The organism is Bacteroides sp. M10 (assembly GCF_014334015.1).
In the GTDB taxonomy this organism is placed as follows: Bacteria; Bacteroidota; Bacteroidia; order Bacteroidales; family Bacteroidaceae; genus Bacteroides; species Bacteroides intestinigallinarum.
Genome location: NZ_CP060488.1, coordinates 1,327,373 through 1,346,789 on the forward strand (window position 1 = coordinate 1,327,373; position 19,417 = coordinate 1,346,789).

The window sequence follows — 19,417 nt, forward strand, 5'->3', positions numbered from 1 at the left end:
CCACTTACGATTACGGTTATTGCGGAAGCGAATTCTTTTTCAAACCAATAGAGAGTTTTTCCAATTCGCTGCCCGGCACTGGAGTATAATTGTATGCGTCGGCATTGATATATGCGGGACGGATATTATACATTTTTCCTTGTATAGCTTGGGAAGTGGTAGTTACCATTCTGCCGGAGTTCCACAGGTTACAGTTGGCTATGCGAACTTTCTCCCAGGTGGCCTCATCCAAACGGATGGTTGCTCCTCCGCGTCCGCTGTTGTCAAAATTACAATTCTCTACTGTCAGTACTTGTGGACCAATCAGGCGCATCACGCTTCCACGCTCTTTGTTACAACAGTCTGCGAAATTACAATGTCTGATAGTGATATAAGGGCCAGCCGTACTTTCATCACTTCCTCCACGATAAATATTAATAGGTAAACCCAGCAAACGATAGAAAGAACAGTTTTCAATCAGCATATCATCCGCATTGTAACGACCGATATCGTCTTTCTCGGCGGCATAGTTGATGGCATCTCCAGATAAGTCGCGGAAAAAGCAGTTTTTGATTGTCACACTCTTGGCGAAAGTGGCTTTCGTTCCTTTGATGGCAAAGAAGCCGCCCTCTCCGAAGTTCTGAAATTCGCAACCGTCTACTGTCAGTGTATAAGGTTGTATCATATCGATGGCTGTAGAAATTCCCGCTTTAGCCAAGGCTTTACCGGGTTCCAGCACTCCGTCAAATGCGATATTCTCAATAATCAGTTCACCACCGTCGGCGATGGTTACCATGTTATCCGGTTTCTCTCCGTTGAAACGAACCAACGGTTTATTGGCTGCGTTGGCAGCGCGAATTGTCAGCGGTTTATCGATGAACATGGCGCTTTGGATAGGATAGGTACCCTTAGCCAGAACAATAATCCCACCCGGTTCTGCTGAACGAATGATTTCAGAAAGATCAGTTCCCGGAGCTGCGTTGTATTCCTTATGAGTCTTTGCAGATGGTTGCGCTACCCGGTTTTCAAACCAGGAAGCACCTTTATCCTTACGTATTGCGGCCTGATCCGGCAACTGGGGAGCCTTTAGTTTCTCCGTAGTAAATCCCGGAGCCGAATAGTTCTTTGCCAGTTGCACTTTATTGCCTTTGAACTGAATACCTGATACATCATCAACGGCTATGTAAGGCTGAGACAGTTCCTTATTTATTATGATATTATCCGTAAAGCTCACATTGTCCGGTGCAAGGGTACGTTCCATGTCTTTGCCTGTGCCGAATTCGATATTTGTACAGTCTACGAAAGTATTACGGTACATCTTCACGTCAACTACCTGGCAATAACGGTTAGGCAATGAATTAGGTACGGCATCCATCACTCCCAAAGCAGAGAAGAAACGGGTTCCTGCCAGACCGACCAAAGTATTGTCATAAATCTGATGTCCGGCATTGACTACGCGAATACCGCCTGTGTTACGGAGCCCGTTGCCAATAAACAGGTTATTATTAACCGTGTTACGGTCACCGTGTCGCAGTGCTACTACTCCCTCGCATTCTAGCAAGATATTGTTCCGAATCACATTATCGCTGGATTTTATAGAGATTACTTCCACTTCGCCGGAACAGCGTTCGAACAGGTTATTTTCAATTATTGTGTTCGAGGAACTGTATGCCTGTTGGGAAGTTCCCACACGCATGGTTTCCGCACCGTTCGAACCGTACACCGGCCTCTCTCCGAAATAATTATGGTCTATCTGATGATGATTTTCCAGACAACGTTCATCGTTGAGGATGACAATCAAGGTCACCCCCAAATTAAGTTTTCCTGTCAATGAGCAATGATCTACACGGTTATGACGACCATAAAGCAAGATATAGCTGTAAGCCTGGTCCCGACGGGACGGATTGAATCCGTCTATCACACAATTTGTCAGGCGACAGTGATTGGCCAGTTCCTGTCCGTTGCGGAATTCTATCACAGAACCTTTGGGAGCGTATCCATCTGTAAAATGTAATCCATCGACAGACATCCACTCTCCTGCTATCCACAAAGTAGAGCCTCCCTCAATTTTTACTTTTCCAGGATTCAAGGCTTCTATCTTGATAGGAGCTTTCTCGGTTCCCTTACCTGTCCACTTCAACTGCATGTCTTTATACTGACCATCTTTGATATAAATCTGGTCACCCGGTTGTGCTGTCTTCAGGCAGGAAGCTACTTCGGGAAGTGTCACATCATATCTCTTTGCAAAAGAGGTGAAGGGAAGCCCGATAAGTAAGGAGGCTATAATCGCTTTATGTATCTTTCGTGTCATCATTGGTTATTGAACTTTTGAGTAATCGTAGTCTTTCTTCTGCCAGTACATATCAAATTCAATGGAACTGGATGAAGGAGCATTGGTGTTATTGTACATTTTAAAGTCAATCGTCTTTATATGCAGTAGTCCAATACGTTTCACGTTATCAGCGACATTAGACGTCGAACCATTTACATTATAATATAATATAAGCAAGACGGCACCTACATTCACTTTTTGCTCTTTTCCCACTTCAAAAATACCAGGTGCCCATACATCTGTGTTTATTGATGTTTTCATGCTCGAAATGCTAAATCCACGACAAGTTTTAGCTTCAATATCTATCGGGAAGGTAGTTTCATCAATATTATCCAACGTACCGTTTTTCACTTCATCTATCAATGCTTTATAACCGGACTTAGTTGGGTCTAAGTATAAGAAAGTCAATACCGGAGTACCATAACAGTTTCCATTGATTCCTGGCACCCTATTCTCATCTGCCGAATTATTTATCATATAAAAATTCTTCAACTGTCCATTAGAACCCGCCGGGCTATTGATTTGCAATGTTCCTGCATTAACACCCGAGAAGAAGAAATAAGGATTCACAGAATTATATTCACTTTCAGAGACAGCCGGTTTATTATTTGCAGAACAAGTTGCAGCCTTGTATTGGTAAGATATTGGATCTACTTTTGTTCTCCAATCCGCATTTGCATACACCAATCCTGTTTCCGGAGAGAAGAATGAAGATAATTCTTCTACGTCACGGCCTTGTGCATATACTTTCTTGTTCTCCCAGAAATAAACGAAAGGCACTTTGACTACAAATGCATCTGTCAGAGTATGCACCTCACGTCCGTCAAAATAAGAAATCTTCAATGCCATCGTATTATCTCCATCCACATAGTTTTCCGACGAAGGTACGGCAAATTTCAGTTCATTCTCTGTTTGAAGAGCAATATTACATTCAATGGTTCCCAATATTACTTTATCAATCTTATTCAAATAAGTACCATTCAGAACGACTATATCTCCTATGTTTGCAGGTTCAAAAGAAGAAGTAGTAACATTCGGTTCATAACGTGCCACGGTCATCTGTGGTGCAGATTCAATCGGAGTTTCCACCTGTGACGTACCATTGAAATATCTGAATGTAATAGCAGCTTTATCACTTTCTACATAAGGAATCTTCACTAAGATTTCATCCTCATTCTGCGAAAGTATGCTAGCCTCGTTTCCAGTAGTATGTCCTTCAGCTGTAAAAAGCACAGCACTGATTACGTTCATATGGGAACCTGAAATCAACAGTTTATTACCCATCTCTACCTCGGTAGGCATTCCCGTTGAGGAAATAGTGGGAGCCGGATATTCAATGGTAAAATTGCCTTCTGAAACTCCTTCGCCAACTGAATTACTTAATACAATTTTTCCGCTCTTTGCATTACCGGTCACTTTGAGTGATAAACGCTCATTGGACACTTTTTGAAGTATCATGACTTTTTCTCCTCCAATTGTCGCACTGACCACATCGTCCAGATACTCTCCGGTAACTACGATTTCACTTCCGATACTTCCACTCTCCGGTGAGAAAGATACGATTTGTGGCGCACTGACCACAACGTCTTTCATGGATATAGAATCACAACTGGTCCAAAAGATAACACATGCAAATAAGGATGCAAGGCTCCATTTTCTATATTGTTTCATATTCGTATTCATTTTAAGAGATTAATAACCCGTATTCTGTGCAATATCCGGATTGATGTTGATTACACTTACCGGAATCGGGAGGAATGTCTGCCAATCAGCAATATCATTTACGACATAGGTATATTCCGAATAGAAAGTCTCACTTTTGAAATAATTATTCACTGTTTGAGCAGCCGTACCCCAACGGAGCATATCGAACCAACGCTGGTTTTCAAAAGCAAGTTCCAGTCTTCGTTCATTACGTACGGCTTCTCTGAAGTCGTAACGGTTAGAAAGATCGGCCAACGTATAAGTTGAAACACCGGCACGTTCGCAAATCATATTCAGATATTTCAAGTTATCAGCAGACGGACCCGATATTTCATTCGTCAGTTCTGCGTACAACAATGCGATATCGCCTACACGGATAATCGGCCAGTCACTCTCACCATCATACTGCGTAGACACAGGATTTGTGTACTTCTTGCAATAACGGCAGTTACCCGTAGTCACCCATTCTTGAGTAGTCGAGTTAAAGTACTTCTGGGCAATATTTACATCCAGGCGTTTGTCTGTTGCGCCTCTCATTGTATAGGCAGTAATGATATTATCACTTGGAGTATTATAGCCGGAAGAAGTTCCTATAATCACATTTGCACCATTATTGACCGGAGCAAACATATTACCGAATGGAGAACCGAGTCCTACATTACCCGAAAGATAACGGGCTGCAAAAATGATTTCCTTGTTCATCTCATTTGTGATGTCGAATATCTTATTATATGCTACCAGATCAGCACCTGTCTGCGGATTACCTACGGCAGCACTTTCAAGTACCTCCTTGCATAACTGTGCGGCGCGGGCATACTTGGCGTCTCCCGATTTATAATGAGTCGCATACACTTTTGCCAACAATGCTTTAGCAGCATTTCTGTCTGCACGCCCCATATCTGCATCCGCCATTCGTTCAGGCAACATTCCATTATCAAGAATCCGTTCCAGATCACCCTCAATCAGTGCATAAACCTCTTCTACCGTAGAACGCTGCATATCACGGGCTACATCTGACGGAACCTTGGAAGTAACTATAAACACAGGACCCCATAAACGAACAAGATTAAAATATTCTAAAGAACGGAGAAACAAAACCTCTCCCTCATATTGATTCCGGGTAGTTTCATCTTCTACCACATCAAGATATGAAATCGCATTATTGACACGGGCAATCGTTGCATAACAAGAATTCCAATACTCTTCCACCCATTGGTGCTCTGCCACGATAGTTCCCTGGTCAAGCTGTTCAACCAATTTCGTAGTGCTGGCGGAAGAACCAGTAGCATACATACGTCCATTATCCGAACGTAATTCAGTCATTGCCCATTCATAATACATCACGTCATGAAGAGAATTATAGCAACCAAGTACCAGATTATTCACTGAAGAAGCATTTTTCACATATTCATCCGCAGCAACTTCCGAATAGGGATACTTGTCCAAATCACAAGATGCAAACAGTAACGTTACTAACAGTAATCCTATATAATTTACCTTTTTCATCGTTCACTTTCCATTAAAAGTTAATATCAAAACCTGCGGAGATAGTACTGGTCAATGGGAATCCACCGCGCTGATATCCCGAAATCATAGAGCTTGAGTATTGAGAAGAAGTCAGGCGGGATTCCGGATTGATACCCTTATAACTGCTTCCCCAAATGTAGAGCAAGTTACTACCGGACACATAGAAACGTACACCCGACAGTTTCAACTTACGCGCAGCCGTACTTGGCAATGTATATCCCAATGTGAAGTTTCTCAAACATGCATAAGAAGCATCCTGCAAAGGATAATCAGTCAAACAGATATCATATCCCAACTTCAGATAAGGTACTTTTCCGTTACCCGGATTTTCTGCACTTACCCAACGATCCTTGGTGTAAGCTTTGTTCCATTTCACTGTCTCATTGTAATAAACGTCACCATTGTAAACGTCAATTCCCTGTACTCCCTGAATCAGGAACGAAATATCAAAATTCTTAATCTGGAATGTGTTCGTGATTCCCCATGTAAAATCCGGATACGGATTACCCAAAGGAACACGGTCTTCAGGAGTCAACGAACCGTCATTGTTGGTATCTACGATACGCAATCCACCCGGTACGTCATTCGAGAAGTGAGGATTCGCATTGATTTCCTCCACACTATTCCATACACCATTCGTTTTATATCCATAAAATTGAATCAACGGTGAGCCAACTTTAGCAATGTAACACTCGCTTCTTTCCCCCTGATTGATAACCTGTTGTTCACCTCCCAGCTCCAGCAATTTATTGCGCGACAAGGAGAAATTTATATTTGTATCCCATGAAAACTTACGATTCTTGATATTGTGCGTATCGATCTGTATTTCCACACCCGAATTACGTACCTTTCCAATATTATTCCAATAATAACTATATCCGGTGAATGACTGTGTAGGCTGCTCAAACAACAGAGCACGAGTCACAGAGTAATAAGCATCTATCGAGAGATTAATCCGGTTCTTGAAGAATCCCAGATCCAGACCATAGTTGAATTCATCTGTCTTCTCCCATGTAATGTGAGGATTAGCAAGCGAAGAAGATATATTTGCCGAACCATTAACCAGTTGTCCATTACCAGTACCTGTCACATAGTTCGCACTGTTCAATACTTCAAGAGCTGCATCATAACTGATACGGTTATTTCCCGTCACACCGTAAGAAGCACGGAGTTTCAAATTAGAAATAACTTCGATATTCTTCATAAACTTCTCCTCATTCACACGCCAGCCCAACGATACAGAAGGGAACCAGGCATTGCGATTTCCTTTCGAGAACAAGGAAGAACGGTCCAGACGTAAAGAAGTAGACAAGAGATAACGACCCAAATAACTGTAATTGATGCGTCCCAAATAAGACTCCAATACCACATCCGGATAACGGAAAGTTCCCGTACCATCAGTATTCCCATTCCCTTTACTTGCCAATGAATAAACAGTTGCCGCATTCAGCGTATGAACATCATCAGTAGCAAATCCTGTTGCAGTCATGGCTACTCGCTGGTTACGAGTGGACTCCACAGTATAACCCAACAAAGCATCAATGCTATGAGCATTATTTCTTCCGAAATCAATGTGATAATTCAATGTATTCTCGCTCAACAAATCCACATAGAGTGTGCTAAAATAAGTAGCTCTGCTCTCTTCTTTATCTTTTGTCGCGTCTTTATTACCATAATAGTAAGACGGGCTAAAACGGACATTCAAACCATTGGACGTCTTGAATTGCAACCCTTTACAAAGATCAATAGTCAGATACATACTTGCCAAACCCTGCATGGACTCACTCCAACGAGAAGTATTGGCCATCACACTACGGGGATTATTATTGGCTGATGAGAAAGGAGATGATTTCTCCAGCGTCGGATTTCCCTCCGCATCTGGTGTACCGGTAGGAGTCATGATATTATTGAAATGACTACCTCTTGCAAAACCTGAATACCCTGTCATTTCAGTACTCCAATCATTATGATAAACAGGAAGAAAAGACGGAGTACGATAGAAATCTATAAAATTATTTTTCGGACGTTCTGTTTTGGTATAAGTCCCGGATAAGTTGACCCCTACACTAACAATATTCGAGAGTTTGGCATCCAATTTCGTACGGAAATTCAATTTATCCAATGAGTTCTGCAACATCACACCCTCATCTTTGGTATAGGCAGCCGAAATAAAGTACTTCGTTTCTTTACGTCCACCGGAAACGCTCATCTGCACATTGGTAATACCTGCCATATCGCGCAATCCCTCTTTCTGCCAGTCGGTAGTCCCCATCTGACTTTCCAGATAAGCAGCTCCACGAGCTGCCGCCGGTACAGACGGACCTCCCATTTCTGCTTCCTGCGTCAACAGATTCAACCACTCGGAAGAAGTCATCATATCGTGCAACTGATAAGCATACTTAAATCCCTGATAGAACTTGAACGAATATTTCGGTTTATCGGGAGTACCGCTTTTGGTGGTTACCATGATAACACCATTTGCCGCACGTGACCCATAAATAGCGGCAGAAGCCGCATCTTTCAATATTTCAATAGACTTCACATCTGCCGCATTGATAGATGAAAGTCCACCGGCTACCGGAAAGCCATCAATAATCACCAACGGCTCACTTTCAGCCGAGATGGAACCTGTTCCACGGACACGGATAGACGGTGTCACACCGACTTCAGACGTTTCATTAGAAACGGTAAGTCCGCTCATAGAACCTTGCAAAGCAGTAGTCATATCACTCACAGGAGCATTAATCAGTTTCTCACCTTCCAATTTGGAAATCGAACCCGTTAAGTGAGACTTAGCCTGTGTACCGTAACCGATTACCACCACATCATCCAACATCTTCGAATCTTCTTCCAACGTCACATTGACAACGGTGCGTTTGCCTACCGCCTCTGCCTTATCAACGTAACCGATATACGAATAAACCAAAATGGTCTTTGAATTAGGAACTTTAATGGAGTATTTACCTTCAGCGTCTGTCACAGTACCTGTAGGAACAGCAGCATCTTTAATTGTCACTGAAGCCCCGATTAACGGACCTTGTTCATCTATCACCTTACCAGTAACTACATGCTGGGAGTAAACGTTCAATGCTCCAACTAACAACAAGAGCACCAATACGACTTTTTTAAAATGCAGAAGTTTGTTCATAGATTAGCGTTTTAATTTCTGTGACAAACGTAACGATTAAAATTGGTAAACCAAAATTTTGGTCTACCAATTATTATTTATTAACAATACTAAATAAACATCTCATAAACAGTACTTTATGCGTACCTCTTTATAAAAAGGGAAAAGAATATTTTTGCTATAAAGCTTTACTTTGAAAGATAATATTCGTACTTTTACACCCGAATTAAGAAAGAAAACCTTTTAAAATTTTTATATCTTATGAAGGACGAAGTAAATTCGCAACCAGTTAAACTTGTCATCGAGCACATAAAAAAACAAATCGCAGAACGTCAAATTCTGCCTGGTGAACGTCTACCGTCTGAACGGAAATTATCGGAACTGCTGAAGGTTAGCCGTTCCCATGTTCGTGAAGCTTTGCAAAAGATGGAGTTGTATGGTATTGTAAAAACATATCCTCAAAGTGGAACAGTGGTTTCCGAGTTCTCCAAAGATCAATTGGATACCATGATTACCGATGCTTTAAAGATAAGCAAATATGACTTTTCCAGTTTGGTATATGTACGCGTTCTGTTAGAGATCGAGGTCTGTAAACTGTGTGCATCAAACCGTACAGAAGAGGATTTGGAGAATATTGAAAAAACACTTATCGAATTGGAAGAAAAGTTCGACACAGAGCTTCGTGTTGAGAAAGATTTTGCGTTTCATCAAGCAATTGCACAAGGTGGACACAACCCAGTAATTAGTTCACTCTTGCTTATCATTACTCCTGATATATTAAAATATTATCAAAAATATAAAGTCTGCGCTGTTCCACAAAAAACAGTTCATGCAGAACATAGAGAGATGTTGCAAAAGATAAAAGATAAAGACAAGGACGGGATGAAAGAGCTGGTACTTCGCCACTTGTCCAACCTGATTGATTTTGCCAAATTATCAGCTAAAGGAGAGATCCCTGAATTCGAATACGGGCATATCTAAAAAGCAAAAGAAAGCAATAAAAAATAATAGAGGAAGACATTTGTTCTCCTCTATTATTTAATATTATAACAGCCACTCTTTCAATTAAGCTGCCGGATCGGGAGCTTCCCCTTGATTGCCGCCCGGATTTTCGCCATTGCCAAGATCAGAGCCACTATTACTGCCACTTGTTGCCACAACATCCAATGGTACATATTTTGAGATACTCATCTTATTCAACATCGTTTTTAACTGAGTTCCCGGAGTAAAAACTATTTCTCTCACTATGATATTGCTACTATCGACATCCTTAGCTTCTATACCACTTTTAGCGTTAAAAGTAGGACGAAGTGTACCGAACTCACCTAACTTCACCGTTTTTCCCTCATCCATATATCCTTCCAATGAATCAAGCAGACCATCTAAGACTAATTTAACCTGACCACAATGAGTGCTACAAATCAATGATACATTTTTACACAATTTCGAGAAATCAATCACTCCGTCACTCACCGGAGCAGCAACATACTTCTTAGTTTTGGTTTCATCGAAATTAAAGACCCTTTCTTTTACTACATACCGTAATCCCATAATTTTAAGTTTTAAATTATTTCATAAAAATGTTGTTTTGTGATCACGATGCAAAGATACAGCAGGAAAAAACCGTCGAAGTGCTTTAATGGTGCTTAACTACTCGTTAATCTAAAATAGTCCTTTTAGACAAATATTCGTGTAAGCCACCAGCACGATCTTCTTTCCATTGGAAAACAACCTCAACTGGAAGGTTAATCTTATTTGATAAGATAAGTAGCCACTACCGGATAATGATCCGATTCTTTATCTGCCCAATAACAAACATTGTACGCCTTTACTGTAAAGGCTTCATTCGGAGCATAAATCAGCCAGTCGCAGGTATAAGTCGGACTTGGAACGGGCACCGTCCACGGAGCAGCGTCGCTCAAACAGTTTACTGTGAAATACTTCTGAAAAGCAGTCATGGTAACAGAACCACGACGGGAGTTCAAATCCCCACCGAGGATGATTGGTTTGTCCAGTTGTTCCATACAAGCAAGAATCTCATCAATCTGTTTCAGACGGGCAGCATCTTCGTACTTATGGTCCAGATGTGTCGTAGCAAAATAAAATTCTTTGCCCTCTTTCATCACTTTTACATAACCAAACGAACGAACGTAGTCGTTTTCCTTCAATACACTCAATTTAAAGCTTTTCTCTTCCGAAATCGGAAACTTGGAAAGAATTACATTTCCATAGTCTCCTCCGGTAGGAATATCAAGTGCATGGGCAAAATAATAATACTTCATGCCTGTCAGTACCGATAATCTTTCAGGAGTATTCCAGGGATTAATCTCTGTATTTCTTTCTATTTCCTGAAGTGAAACAATGTCCGGATCTTCCTGTTTTATAACCTCGGCTATTTTATCAATACCTTGTTTGCGCCCACTGTAAGTATTGTAAGTCATCGCTTTTACTGTAACTTCTTTCTGCTTATTTTTGTCTCTCTGCGCCATCACAGGGGACAACAGACAGCATACCAGAAATAACGAAATGCATATTCTGAAATTCATATATCGTCAATTAGTGAGTGAATGTTATCCTTCAAAACAATCTTTTTTACCTAATACCCTATTAATCCTTTTCTATCTTGCGAATCTTATGATTCCAATAATCTGAAACATACAATGCACCGTCGGGCCCGAATTGCACTCCTTCCGGATGATTGAACTGTGCCTTATCCAATGGCCCATCCGTAGTACCGGAAGTACCTGTACCTGTATAACTTGTCACTACTCCATCAGGTGTAATTTTCGCGATACGATGCTTTTTACGGACTGCTACATAAATATTGCCTTCTTCATCCAAATCCATCTGACAAGGTTCTTGGAGTCTGGCATCGTTTCCTTGTCCTTCTACAAAGCCTGTTTTATCATACTGTCCAATCCAAATATGAAGATTAGAAAATAATCCGGTCACCATATCATAATCCCCTTTATAAATCACATCCTTCTCCTGTGAACTCATATACACTGTAGTTCCTGCCTTATCGAAAAGGATGCAACGGATCTTCACTTTCGATGCATTCTTTCCGTCCGCATCGGGAAGTTGTTGTCCGGTAGTCACCATCGTATTCTGCTCCGGATCATATTTGTAAATCATGGCATTTCCATGAGCTACGGAAAAAACTTCTCCCGTAACAGGATGTACGCCTACATTGGTAACACCGTTACCTAAAGACGAAGTTATCGACCATATTGCAGCAAGACTTCCAGTATCATACTGATGCGCATCATTACTCCATGACATAGTGGCGATATGTGCGCTTCCGGAACCATTCGCATCATTAGACAAGAACAAAGTGTTGCCATCCAGTGAGAAAGCGATATTCATCATTCTAAATGCAACTCCACCCGTTACGTCCCCACGAAGAAAAGTAGCTACTTGATTATCTTTTGCAATACGAATATCACGGTCATCGTCTTCCACAATATACAAAGTGCCTTCCTTATCAAAGGCTATAGAACCTGGTTTCCAAAGGACTGCTTCCATCAAGGAACCCTCTTTTTTCTCTGTTTTGGCAGCAGGAACATAGCTGCCGATATACGAGCTTACAATAGGAGACTGAGAATATTCAAATTCTGTTTTATAAGTCAGTTCCTGAATATTTTCCCCCTGACCGATATATATTTTCACCGGACCGGAGCCAGAACCTCTCTGCACATTGGCAGTAATAATATTCCCCAAAGCACCTGTCACCTCTGCATCTACTCCGTTGACCGTCACTCGGATATTATCCAAGTCCGTACCAAAATGAGTACCATATAAAGTCAGGCTAGTAGACTTTCCACCTGCCGTCGGAGTATACATCGTAATCTTAGGAGTAACTTCACCTTCTCCGATTTCAGGCGTCATATCCTGCCGATTCTCATCTTCGCAACCAGCAAAACCTACTGCTCCAAGCAATAGTGTATATATAGAAAATCGTTTCAAATGATGAATCAATGTTTTCATGTTTCTATCTTTTTAGATTAATCGTTTATACTGAATGTAGCTACTACCGGAAAATGGTCTGATTCTACATAAGCATCATAATACACATCATAAGCCTTCGGAGCCATTCCTTTATCCGGGGTATACAACACGAAGTCAATAGCCTTTACCGGAACGGGAGTTCCGGTCGTCAATCCATAGTTCCCGTTCAGGCAACCAATATCAAAACGCTCATACAATATCTTCATCGGACCCGAATCAGCCAACGCATTAAAGTCGCCGGTCAATATCATCGGGGCATCCATCCCCTTCGTTTTTTCCAGAATAGTTGAGGTCTGATTGATACGGTTGGTTTCATTACCGACATGAGACAAATGAGTTACTCCGAAATAGAAGTTCTTCCCCTCTTTTTCTGTTTTCACGACTCCCATAGAGCGTGGGTAAACATCTTCCACGGTCTCTATTCTCGGTAAATCATAATTCACCTCGTCGCTTATCGGATATTTTGAGAGAATCAGATTACCGTATTCTCCACCATCCACATCACGGGTTTTAACGAAGAAAGCATATTGCATTCCCGTCACCTCTTTCATCAAAGCAATAATATCCGCTTTCTCGACCTTATTGGTTTTCGTTTCAAACTCCTGTAAACCGGCCAGATCCGGATTTACCTTTTTAATCACTTGAGCAATAGCCTCCATTCCTTTCTTTCCGGAATAAACTTTCTGCCCGCTGTATATATTGTAGGACATGACTTTTACCAGTACTCCATCCTTATCGTCAGGAGGAGTTACACCATCATCATCCGAACTGCAGCCGATAAACAAACCGTTTATCAACAGTACCAGTAATAAATAGAATTTATGTTTCATTGTTACATTCTTTTTTATCGTTTACCTTATCTGATATCATTCACAGTTACTTCCACCACCCGGCTATAGTTCACATACGGTTTGCTTTCCGCCGTTACCGTAGCCGCAACACGCACGTATACCCGATTCTTATTGGAAACAATCTTATAGTGATTCTCAATAAATTCGGTATCACTCATCAAGTCAATGACATGCGTACCACTGGCCTTTGTTCCCAATGAAGAAAGAGTAGCATGATTAGCATTGTTCACGTCTACTCCCGGAGCATAATTCCAGATAACGGAAACATCTGTCAGTTGCAATGTTTCGTTCGATGTCTTTGCATCGTAGGTAAGTGTCAGTTTATTATCTGCGGATACAGTAACATCAAGACTAATACGCGAAAATGGAATGGTATATAAGTCAACCTGCGTTTGTCCGTTCACGGTGACATATCCCTCACACACTCCAACAAAAGGGCCGTCCTTTGCCTGAATGCGGTAATTACCATTAAATACTTTGGTATGCTCAAATGTCCCATCCTGCCGGGCCCGGAAATCGACCGAAGCAGTAGCTCCGGTGTTCTGCTCATACAAACTCATCATCACCCCACTACTTCCCGGCACAGGCATGGGAATCGGCTCATTCGTTTCCTTGTCATAAATGGTGCCATGCACACCGCCATTCGGTGCATCATAATTGTCGATGTCATTTTCGCATGCTACCATGAAACAGGCGAATAATGCAGTCAATCCTATATTTATTATTTTATTCATATCGGTTTTTCTTTAACTTATAATTGAACATATCAGTTGCCGTAACCCGGATTCTGCGTCATCAACGGATTTGTACTCAAATCTTCCGCACGGAAAACCGTATAATAGTTCTTTTCGAGGAAAAGACGTTTTCTCTTTTCAGGTACCCCAGTTTCAAATGTGTATTTTCCACTCTTAACATTGTAATATGGACAAAGAGCTGTACCACGGAAATTAGTCAAGCCACCTTTGCTGACATCCAAATGGGCCAGACGCCAACGTTTCAAATCCCAGTAACGATGCTTCTCAAAAGCAAGTTCCACTTTTCGTTCATGGCGAACCTTGTCAAGAGTCAAATCACCGGCAGTCAACAGTTTGATACCTGCCCTGCCACGAATCTCATTGATATCTTTCAAAGCCACATCCAAATGCTGATTCAACTCCATACAAGCCTCTGCACGATTCAGGTAGATTTCTGCCAGACGGAACACAACCCAAGGGGTAGAAGAACGTTTTGCATCAATATCCGTATAATCCGTCAGACTTTCGTCCAAAAACTTACGCTGATAGAAACCTGTTTTGCTGGCGTCACCTACACTTAATGAACCACCGTCTTTCCCGGAAGTATTGTAAGTCTGTCCGTCGATAACTACCTTATTCTCCTTATCCGGTTGAGCGGAAGCTTCATATTTGGTTCCTATTCCATCCTGTCCGTTGATTACTCCGCGCATCCACTCTATTTTACCACCGCCATATCCTTTATAATCAGCGCCAGGCAAGTAAACGGAACCTAATAAACGAGGATCTTTATTTTTAAAGATGTCATACGGACTGTCGTAGCTAATCGCCTTTCCACCGCTATCCTTCATTTTTAGTTTACCTTCTGTGCCGTCGATATATTCAAATTCCTCAACCATTTCCAGAACCGGAGACATACCACATCCCCAACCATCACCACGATATGAGAAAGGAACGTTCAGTTTATCCCACATATGCCCTTTTCCGGCAGCTACATTATACTGTTTCTGAAAAATATACTCTCCATTATCTCCGTTCACTGTCTTAGAAAAAAGATTATAAAAGTTCTGTGCCAGCTCTTCCGGATCCGTACTTGTCGACTTGTACAAGCTATATACACGAGGAACCATCTCATCCAAAATCTTTGATGAAGCTGTATAACATTCGTCAAAGTAACGCTCCGCTTCTGTCTCTGGAATATAAACATAGCCTTTGGAAACGGCTTCCCCCGTCAAGGTAAGTGTTTTAGAGTATTTGGCAATAGTGCCGGCATACAATGCTGCACGAGACCACAAAGCCAATACCGCCCCACGATTGGCCCGATATTTGGCATCGCTGTTGCGCACTTCCGGCAATGATCCATAGACGGCTTTACACTCATTGATTATAAAATCATACGTAGCTGCTTCCGTATCACGAGCCTGATACAGCGCTTGCGTATTTCCGGCGGTGTATTCTTGAGGAATAGTTTGCAAAGGCACACCTCCGTAACGTTTCACCAACCCAAAATACTGCATTGCACGGATAAAGCGAGCTTCTGCTCCAATCTCTTCTTTTTCATCCTCACTCAGCACTGAAGTCTTTTCGATATTCAGCAGGAAGTTATTTACGATACGGATTTGTTTATAACGAGTCACCATATCGTCATTAAATACATAATCGCCATAAGAATAAGTAGAATTTGATTTATCAAATGCACTCTCTTTCTGATAACTGGCCGTAGCCTCATCCGAAAGACTGGTCTGATTCGCCAAATTCGCTTTCTTGCTTCCATACCAATCATCAAACTCATCCAGCTTTAATCCGGAATCATACATATCCGCCAAAACGGCTGTAATTGCTTTCGGATTCTGCCAAATTAGATCCGGAGTGTTAACCCCACTGGTACTTTCACGATTCAGGTAATCATCACATCCCGTCAATCCGAGGATAGATACTCCGGCTATCCATATATATTTCAAATAATTTCTATTCATTGTCTTTATAGATTTTAGAAGGTTACATTCACACCAAAGTTATATGTCTTCATTTGCGGGTAATAGCGCACTCCGCTAGAGTTGCTTTCCGGGTCAACATTCTTCATCAATCCATCACGATTAGTGAAAGTCAGCAGATTGTTGCAGTTGATGTAAAAACGCACACGGTCGATAGCTGCTTTCTTCGTCAATGCTTTAGGTAGTGTGTACCCTAGCTCCAATGTTTTCAGACGCAGATAACTTGCATTGTGCAGTGACCATGAATTACCGGAACGATTATCCGCAACACCCGCTACACGAGCGGCAGGCATATACCCGGAAATCCACTTACTATAAGGATCGGTCGGGTCTTCCCGATGCCAACGGTCGGTCATGATGGCCAGTCCATTACCCAAACCCTGCTGGATAAATGGGTCCAGAATATCCCCACTGACATAAATATCATGACCTGCCGCCCCCTGAAAGAATACCGTCAGGTCGAATCCTTTATATTCTCCGGACATATTCAATCCATAATACATACGTGGAGTAGCACCATGTCCGAGTGGCTGCGTATCGTTATCATCAATAATGCCATCCCCATTATAGTCTTCAAATTTCAGATCACCTGGCATTAATGAACGGTTACCGTCTTTATCCTGAACCGGTGAATTCAAGATTTCCTCGAAACTGGAGAACTGTCCGATAACTTTCTTTCCCCAACGAATATCTTTATAACGACCGTTCGTGTTATTACGCCAATCATCATACATATTGGTAGAAGCAGCTCTCTCTACATAATCATACTTAATCCGGGTAGTAGAGAAATTAGCCGACACATTATAATTGAAGTTACCAATCCGGTTCTTATGTCCAACTACGATCTCAAATCCCGTATTAATATCAGAATTCAGATTCTCCTGCGGCATTGATTCTCCGAAAATAGTAGGTAATGATCCTACACGAGTAGCAGGAAGTCCCGAACGGTTTCTACGGAACCAATCGAATTCTACGGAAATCAATCCTCTATGATAAGAGGCTTCAAAGCCAATATTCATAATCTTTGATTCATACCAGGTCAGCCACGGATTGGCCATACCTACCGTAGTCATACCGGAAGTCACTCCGTTGCTGCCCATAATATAGCTCCCATGAGATGTATATCCATCCAGATATTGAAAAGCGTCGAAGTCTCCTTCATCTCCCACTTTGGCATACGAAGCACGGATTTTCAGGTTGTCCATATCAGGCAACAGTTTCTTGAAAAAGGCCTCTTCGGAAACACGCCACCCTAAAGACACACCTGGAAAAAATCCCCAACGGTTACCTTCACGGAATTTATAGGTTCCATCGTAGCGGAAATTGAACTCAACAAGATAGCGATTGGAAAAATCATAATTCAAACGCCCCACCAGACCGGCATGTGCCGTTTCCTGTGTTTTACCGGAGGCTTCCTGATTGGTTTTATCTCCATAATCCAAGTCAGGAATGAGTCCGATAGCAAAATCACGTGTTCCGGTCACCCAACTTCTTTTGTCATTATACATTTCCCATACCAGCATAGCACCAATATTGTGCTTCTTGGCAAACGTATTATTATAGTTCATTGAGAACTGATAAGTCGGTTTATCATAATTTTCCAGTTTCGATTCCAGATGTGCGGTATTAATCACCTTCTCTATATACTCTTCATTGGCATAATCATAAGTATATTCCGACAAATCCTTCCTCCATGTTTTCCATTCCTTATTTGTATAATCATAAGCAACCAATGCTTTTGCCATCAGTCCTTTCACCCAGGGAAGTTTCCAGGTAATAGCCAATGAGCTGTTAAATTCACGACGCAGACGATCTTCATATCCGCTGTCATCCGAACTGGATACATGTACAGGATTAGCCATATCACCTACCGCTCCCCAATAATCCGGATTATCATTGGCATACATGGAATAAGTCGGGATTGCCATTTGTGCCGAACGGAACAGATTATCGCCGTTATAAGGCTTCTTGCGGTTATCAAACCGTCCGCTCAAACGCAACTCTACGTTCACCCCTTTAGCAACTTCTACACTTAGGTTTGAACGGACATTGTAACGTTGGTAGTTCCAGTCGCCCGAACGGATGATGCCGCCCTGATCCATATATCCGATAGACATATAATATTTCACCTTCTCCGTACCTCCCGTCATGCTCAAGTTGTGTGAAGTTTGAGGAGCTGAGCTACGCATGGTTTCATTCCACCAATCCGTACCTGCCGTACCATTCCGGTAAGCTTCCAGCTGCTCCTGCGAGTAAGCAGAAGCTCCGCGCCACGGATTCGCATTATGAATCGCTTCATTGTAAAGTGAAGCATACTCATAGGCATTCATCATTTCCGGATAGCGGGTCACTTTCTGAAAACCTACGTAACCATTATATTCTATCTTTGCCTTTTGCTCCGTTCCTTTTTTAGTAGTCACCAATAAAACTCCATTAGAACCTTTAAAACCGTAAACAGCTGCGGCGGCATCCTTCAGTATGGAAATTGATTCGATGTCATTCGGGTCTAGTTGGGCATAATCACGCTCGATACCATCCACAATCACCAACATACTTCCATATCCGCGAATATCAACAGAAGCTCCGTCATCGCCAGGACTACCACTACGTTGCACGGCACGCAGCCCCGGCAAACGTCCGGCAAGCATATTTGTCACACTAGGAGCTTTTACCTCCATCAACTTATCCGAAGAGATGGCAGCTACCGATCCAGTCACAGAAGCTTTCTTCTGAATACCATAACCTACTACTACCACTTCATCCAACGTTTCCGTATCTTCCTGCAAAGTTACTTTCAATCCGGCTTGTCCGTTTACTTTCACTTCAGCCGTTTTATATCCGATATAAGATATTTGCAACACTCCGTTAGCCGGAACTGACAAAGTGAACTTACCATCCAAATCAGTAATCGTTCCTATACCGGTACTCCCCTTCAACTGTACCGAAGCTCCGATAACAGGTTCTCCATTGGCATCAACCACCACACCCTTTACCGAGATATTCCGTACCGTCTGTTCAACATCTGATATCAAAGGATTTTCTGCATATACCGTGAAAGGTAGACACAAGAACGTCCCTGCCATTAAAGCTGAAACAGTAGCTATCTTCAGCCGGTCATTGAACGACTTTGAGACAACCGTGTTCATTTTACAACCATGTTTCAT

General features: G+C 42.0%; 12 protein-coding genes. 1 reads left to right on the forward strand and 11 read right to left on the reverse strand.

Features of this window, described 5'->3' with window-relative positions; all coding sequences use genetic code 11:
- Nucleotides 1–16 precede the first annotated feature (16 nt).
- The 4 genes from H8796_RS04985 to H8796_RS05000 are packed head-to-tail and all read right to left on the reverse strand — an operon-like array spanning nt 17 to nt 8,690.
- Nucleotides 17–2,293, reverse strand: a complete 2,277-nt coding sequence (locus H8796_RS04985) for a chondroitinase-B domain-containing protein (RefSeq protein WP_117932582.1) — start codon at nt 2,291–2,293, stop codon at nt 17–19.
- A gap of 3 nt (nt 2,294–2,296) precedes the next feature.
- Nucleotides 2,297–3,982, reverse strand: a complete 1,686-nt coding sequence (locus H8796_RS04990; protein ID WP_117932919.1) for an IPT/TIG domain-containing protein — start codon at nt 3,980–3,982, stop codon at nt 2,297–2,299.
- Nucleotides 3,983–4,003: 21 nt separating this feature from the next.
- Entirely contained in the window at nt 4,004–5,521 is a 1,518-nt protein-coding gene (locus H8796_RS04995) for a RagB/SusD family nutrient uptake outer membrane protein (protein WP_117932580.1), read from the reverse strand.
- A gap of 13 nt (nt 5,522–5,534) precedes the next feature.
- The gene (locus H8796_RS05000) at nt 5,535–8,690 is read right to left on the reverse strand and encodes a TonB-dependent receptor (protein WP_004324074.1); all 3,156 of its coding nucleotides are present in this window, start codon (nt 8,688–8,690) and stop codon (nt 5,535–5,537) included.
- 240 nt (nt 8,691–8,930) lie between these two features.
- On the opposite strand from H8796_RS05000, the gene H8796_RS05005 reads away from it, so the two are divergent.
- On the forward strand, nt 8,931–9,650 hold the full coding sequence (locus H8796_RS05005) for a FadR/GntR family transcriptional regulator (protein ID WP_074556597.1): 720 nt from the start codon (nt 8,931–8,933) through the stop codon (nt 9,648–9,650).
- An 84-nt stretch (nt 9,651–9,734) separates the two neighbouring features.
- Here H8796_RS05005 and H8796_RS05010 read toward each other — a convergent pair whose 3' ends face one another.
- The 7 genes from H8796_RS05010 to H8796_RS05040 form a co-directional block, all read right to left on the reverse strand.
- Entirely contained in the window at nt 9,735–10,220 is a 486-nt protein-coding gene (locus H8796_RS05010; protein ID WP_117932578.1) for an HU family DNA-binding protein, read from the reverse strand.
- Between the two features lie 200 nt (nt 10,221–10,420).
- Entirely contained in the window at nt 10,421–11,215 is a 795-nt protein-coding gene (locus H8796_RS05015) for an endonuclease/exonuclease/phosphatase family protein (protein WP_117932576.1), read from the reverse strand.
- 61 nt (nt 11,216–11,276) lie between these two features.
- On the reverse strand, nt 11,277–12,656 hold the full coding sequence (locus H8796_RS05020; RefSeq protein WP_117932574.1) for an SMP-30/gluconolactonase/LRE family protein: 1,380 nt from the start codon (nt 12,654–12,656) through the stop codon (nt 11,277–11,279).
- Nucleotides 12,657–12,673: 17 nt separating this feature from the next.
- Nucleotides 12,674–13,507, reverse strand: a complete 834-nt coding sequence (locus tag H8796_RS05025; RefSeq protein ID WP_117932572.1) for an endonuclease/exonuclease/phosphatase family protein — start codon at nt 13,505–13,507, stop codon at nt 12,674–12,676.
- A gap of 26 nt (nt 13,508–13,533) precedes the next feature.
- The gene (locus H8796_RS05030) at nt 13,534–14,262 is read right to left on the reverse strand and encodes a DUF3823 domain-containing protein (RefSeq protein ID WP_009001250.1); all 729 of its coding nucleotides are present in this window, start codon (nt 14,260–14,262) and stop codon (nt 13,534–13,536) included.
- A gap of 32 nt (nt 14,263–14,294) precedes the next feature.
- Nucleotides 14,295–16,235, reverse strand: coding sequence for a RagB/SusD family nutrient uptake outer membrane protein (locus tag H8796_RS05035; protein ID WP_117932570.1), 1,941 nt, complete (start codon nt 16,233–16,235; stop codon nt 14,295–14,297).
- Nucleotides 16,236–16,249: 14 nt separating this feature from the next.
- Complete coding sequence (locus H8796_RS05040) at nt 16,250–19,417, reverse strand: TonB-dependent receptor (protein WP_074556600.1); 3,168 nt, start codon at nt 19,415–19,417, stop codon at nt 16,250–16,252.

What these genes read in the sequence shown, in the direction of transcription:
- H8796_RS05030 (WP_009001250.1), bottom strand. Translation starts at nt 14,262, where the DNA reads ATGAATAAAATAATAAATATAGGATTGACTGCATTATTCGCCTGTTTC.
- H8796_RS05040 (WP_074556600.1), bottom strand. Translation starts at nt 19,417, where the DNA reads ATGAAACATGGTTGTAAAATGAACACGGTTGTCTCAAAGTCGTTCAAT.
- H8796_RS04985 (WP_117932582.1), bottom strand. Translation starts at nt 2,293, where the DNA reads ATGATGACACGAAAGATACATAAAGCGATTATAGCCTCCTTACTTATC.
- H8796_RS05020 (WP_117932574.1), bottom strand. Translation starts at nt 12,656, where the DNA reads ATGAAAACATTGATTCATCATTTGAAACGATTTTCTATATATACACTA.
- H8796_RS05035 (WP_117932570.1), bottom strand. Translation starts at nt 16,235, where the DNA reads ATGAATAGAAATTATTTGAAATATATATGGATAGCCGGAGTATCTATC.
- H8796_RS05025 (WP_117932572.1), bottom strand. Translation starts at nt 13,507, where the DNA reads ATGAAACATAAATTCTATTTATTACTGGTACTGTTGATAAACGGTTTG.
- H8796_RS04990 (WP_117932919.1), bottom strand. Translation starts at nt 3,982, where the DNA reads ATGAAACAATATAGAAAATGGAGCCTTGCATCCTTATTTGCATGTGTT.
- H8796_RS05010 (WP_117932578.1), bottom strand. Translation starts at nt 10,220, where the DNA reads ATGGGATTACGGTATGTAGTAAAAGAAAGGGTCTTTAATTTCGATGAA.
- H8796_RS05015 (WP_117932576.1), bottom strand. Translation starts at nt 11,215, where the DNA reads ATGAATTTCAGAATATGCATTTCGTTATTTCTGGTATGCTGTCTGTTG.
- H8796_RS04995 (WP_117932580.1), bottom strand. Translation starts at nt 5,521, where the DNA reads ATGAAAAAGGTAAATTATATAGGATTACTGTTAGTAACGTTACTGTTT.
- H8796_RS05005 (WP_074556597.1), top strand. Translation starts at nt 8,931, where the DNA reads ATGAAGGACGAAGTAAATTCGCAACCAGTTAAACTTGTCATCGAGCAC.
- H8796_RS05000 (WP_004324074.1), bottom strand. Translation starts at nt 8,690, where the DNA reads ATGAACAAACTTCTGCATTTTAAAAAAGTCGTATTGGTGCTCTTGTTG.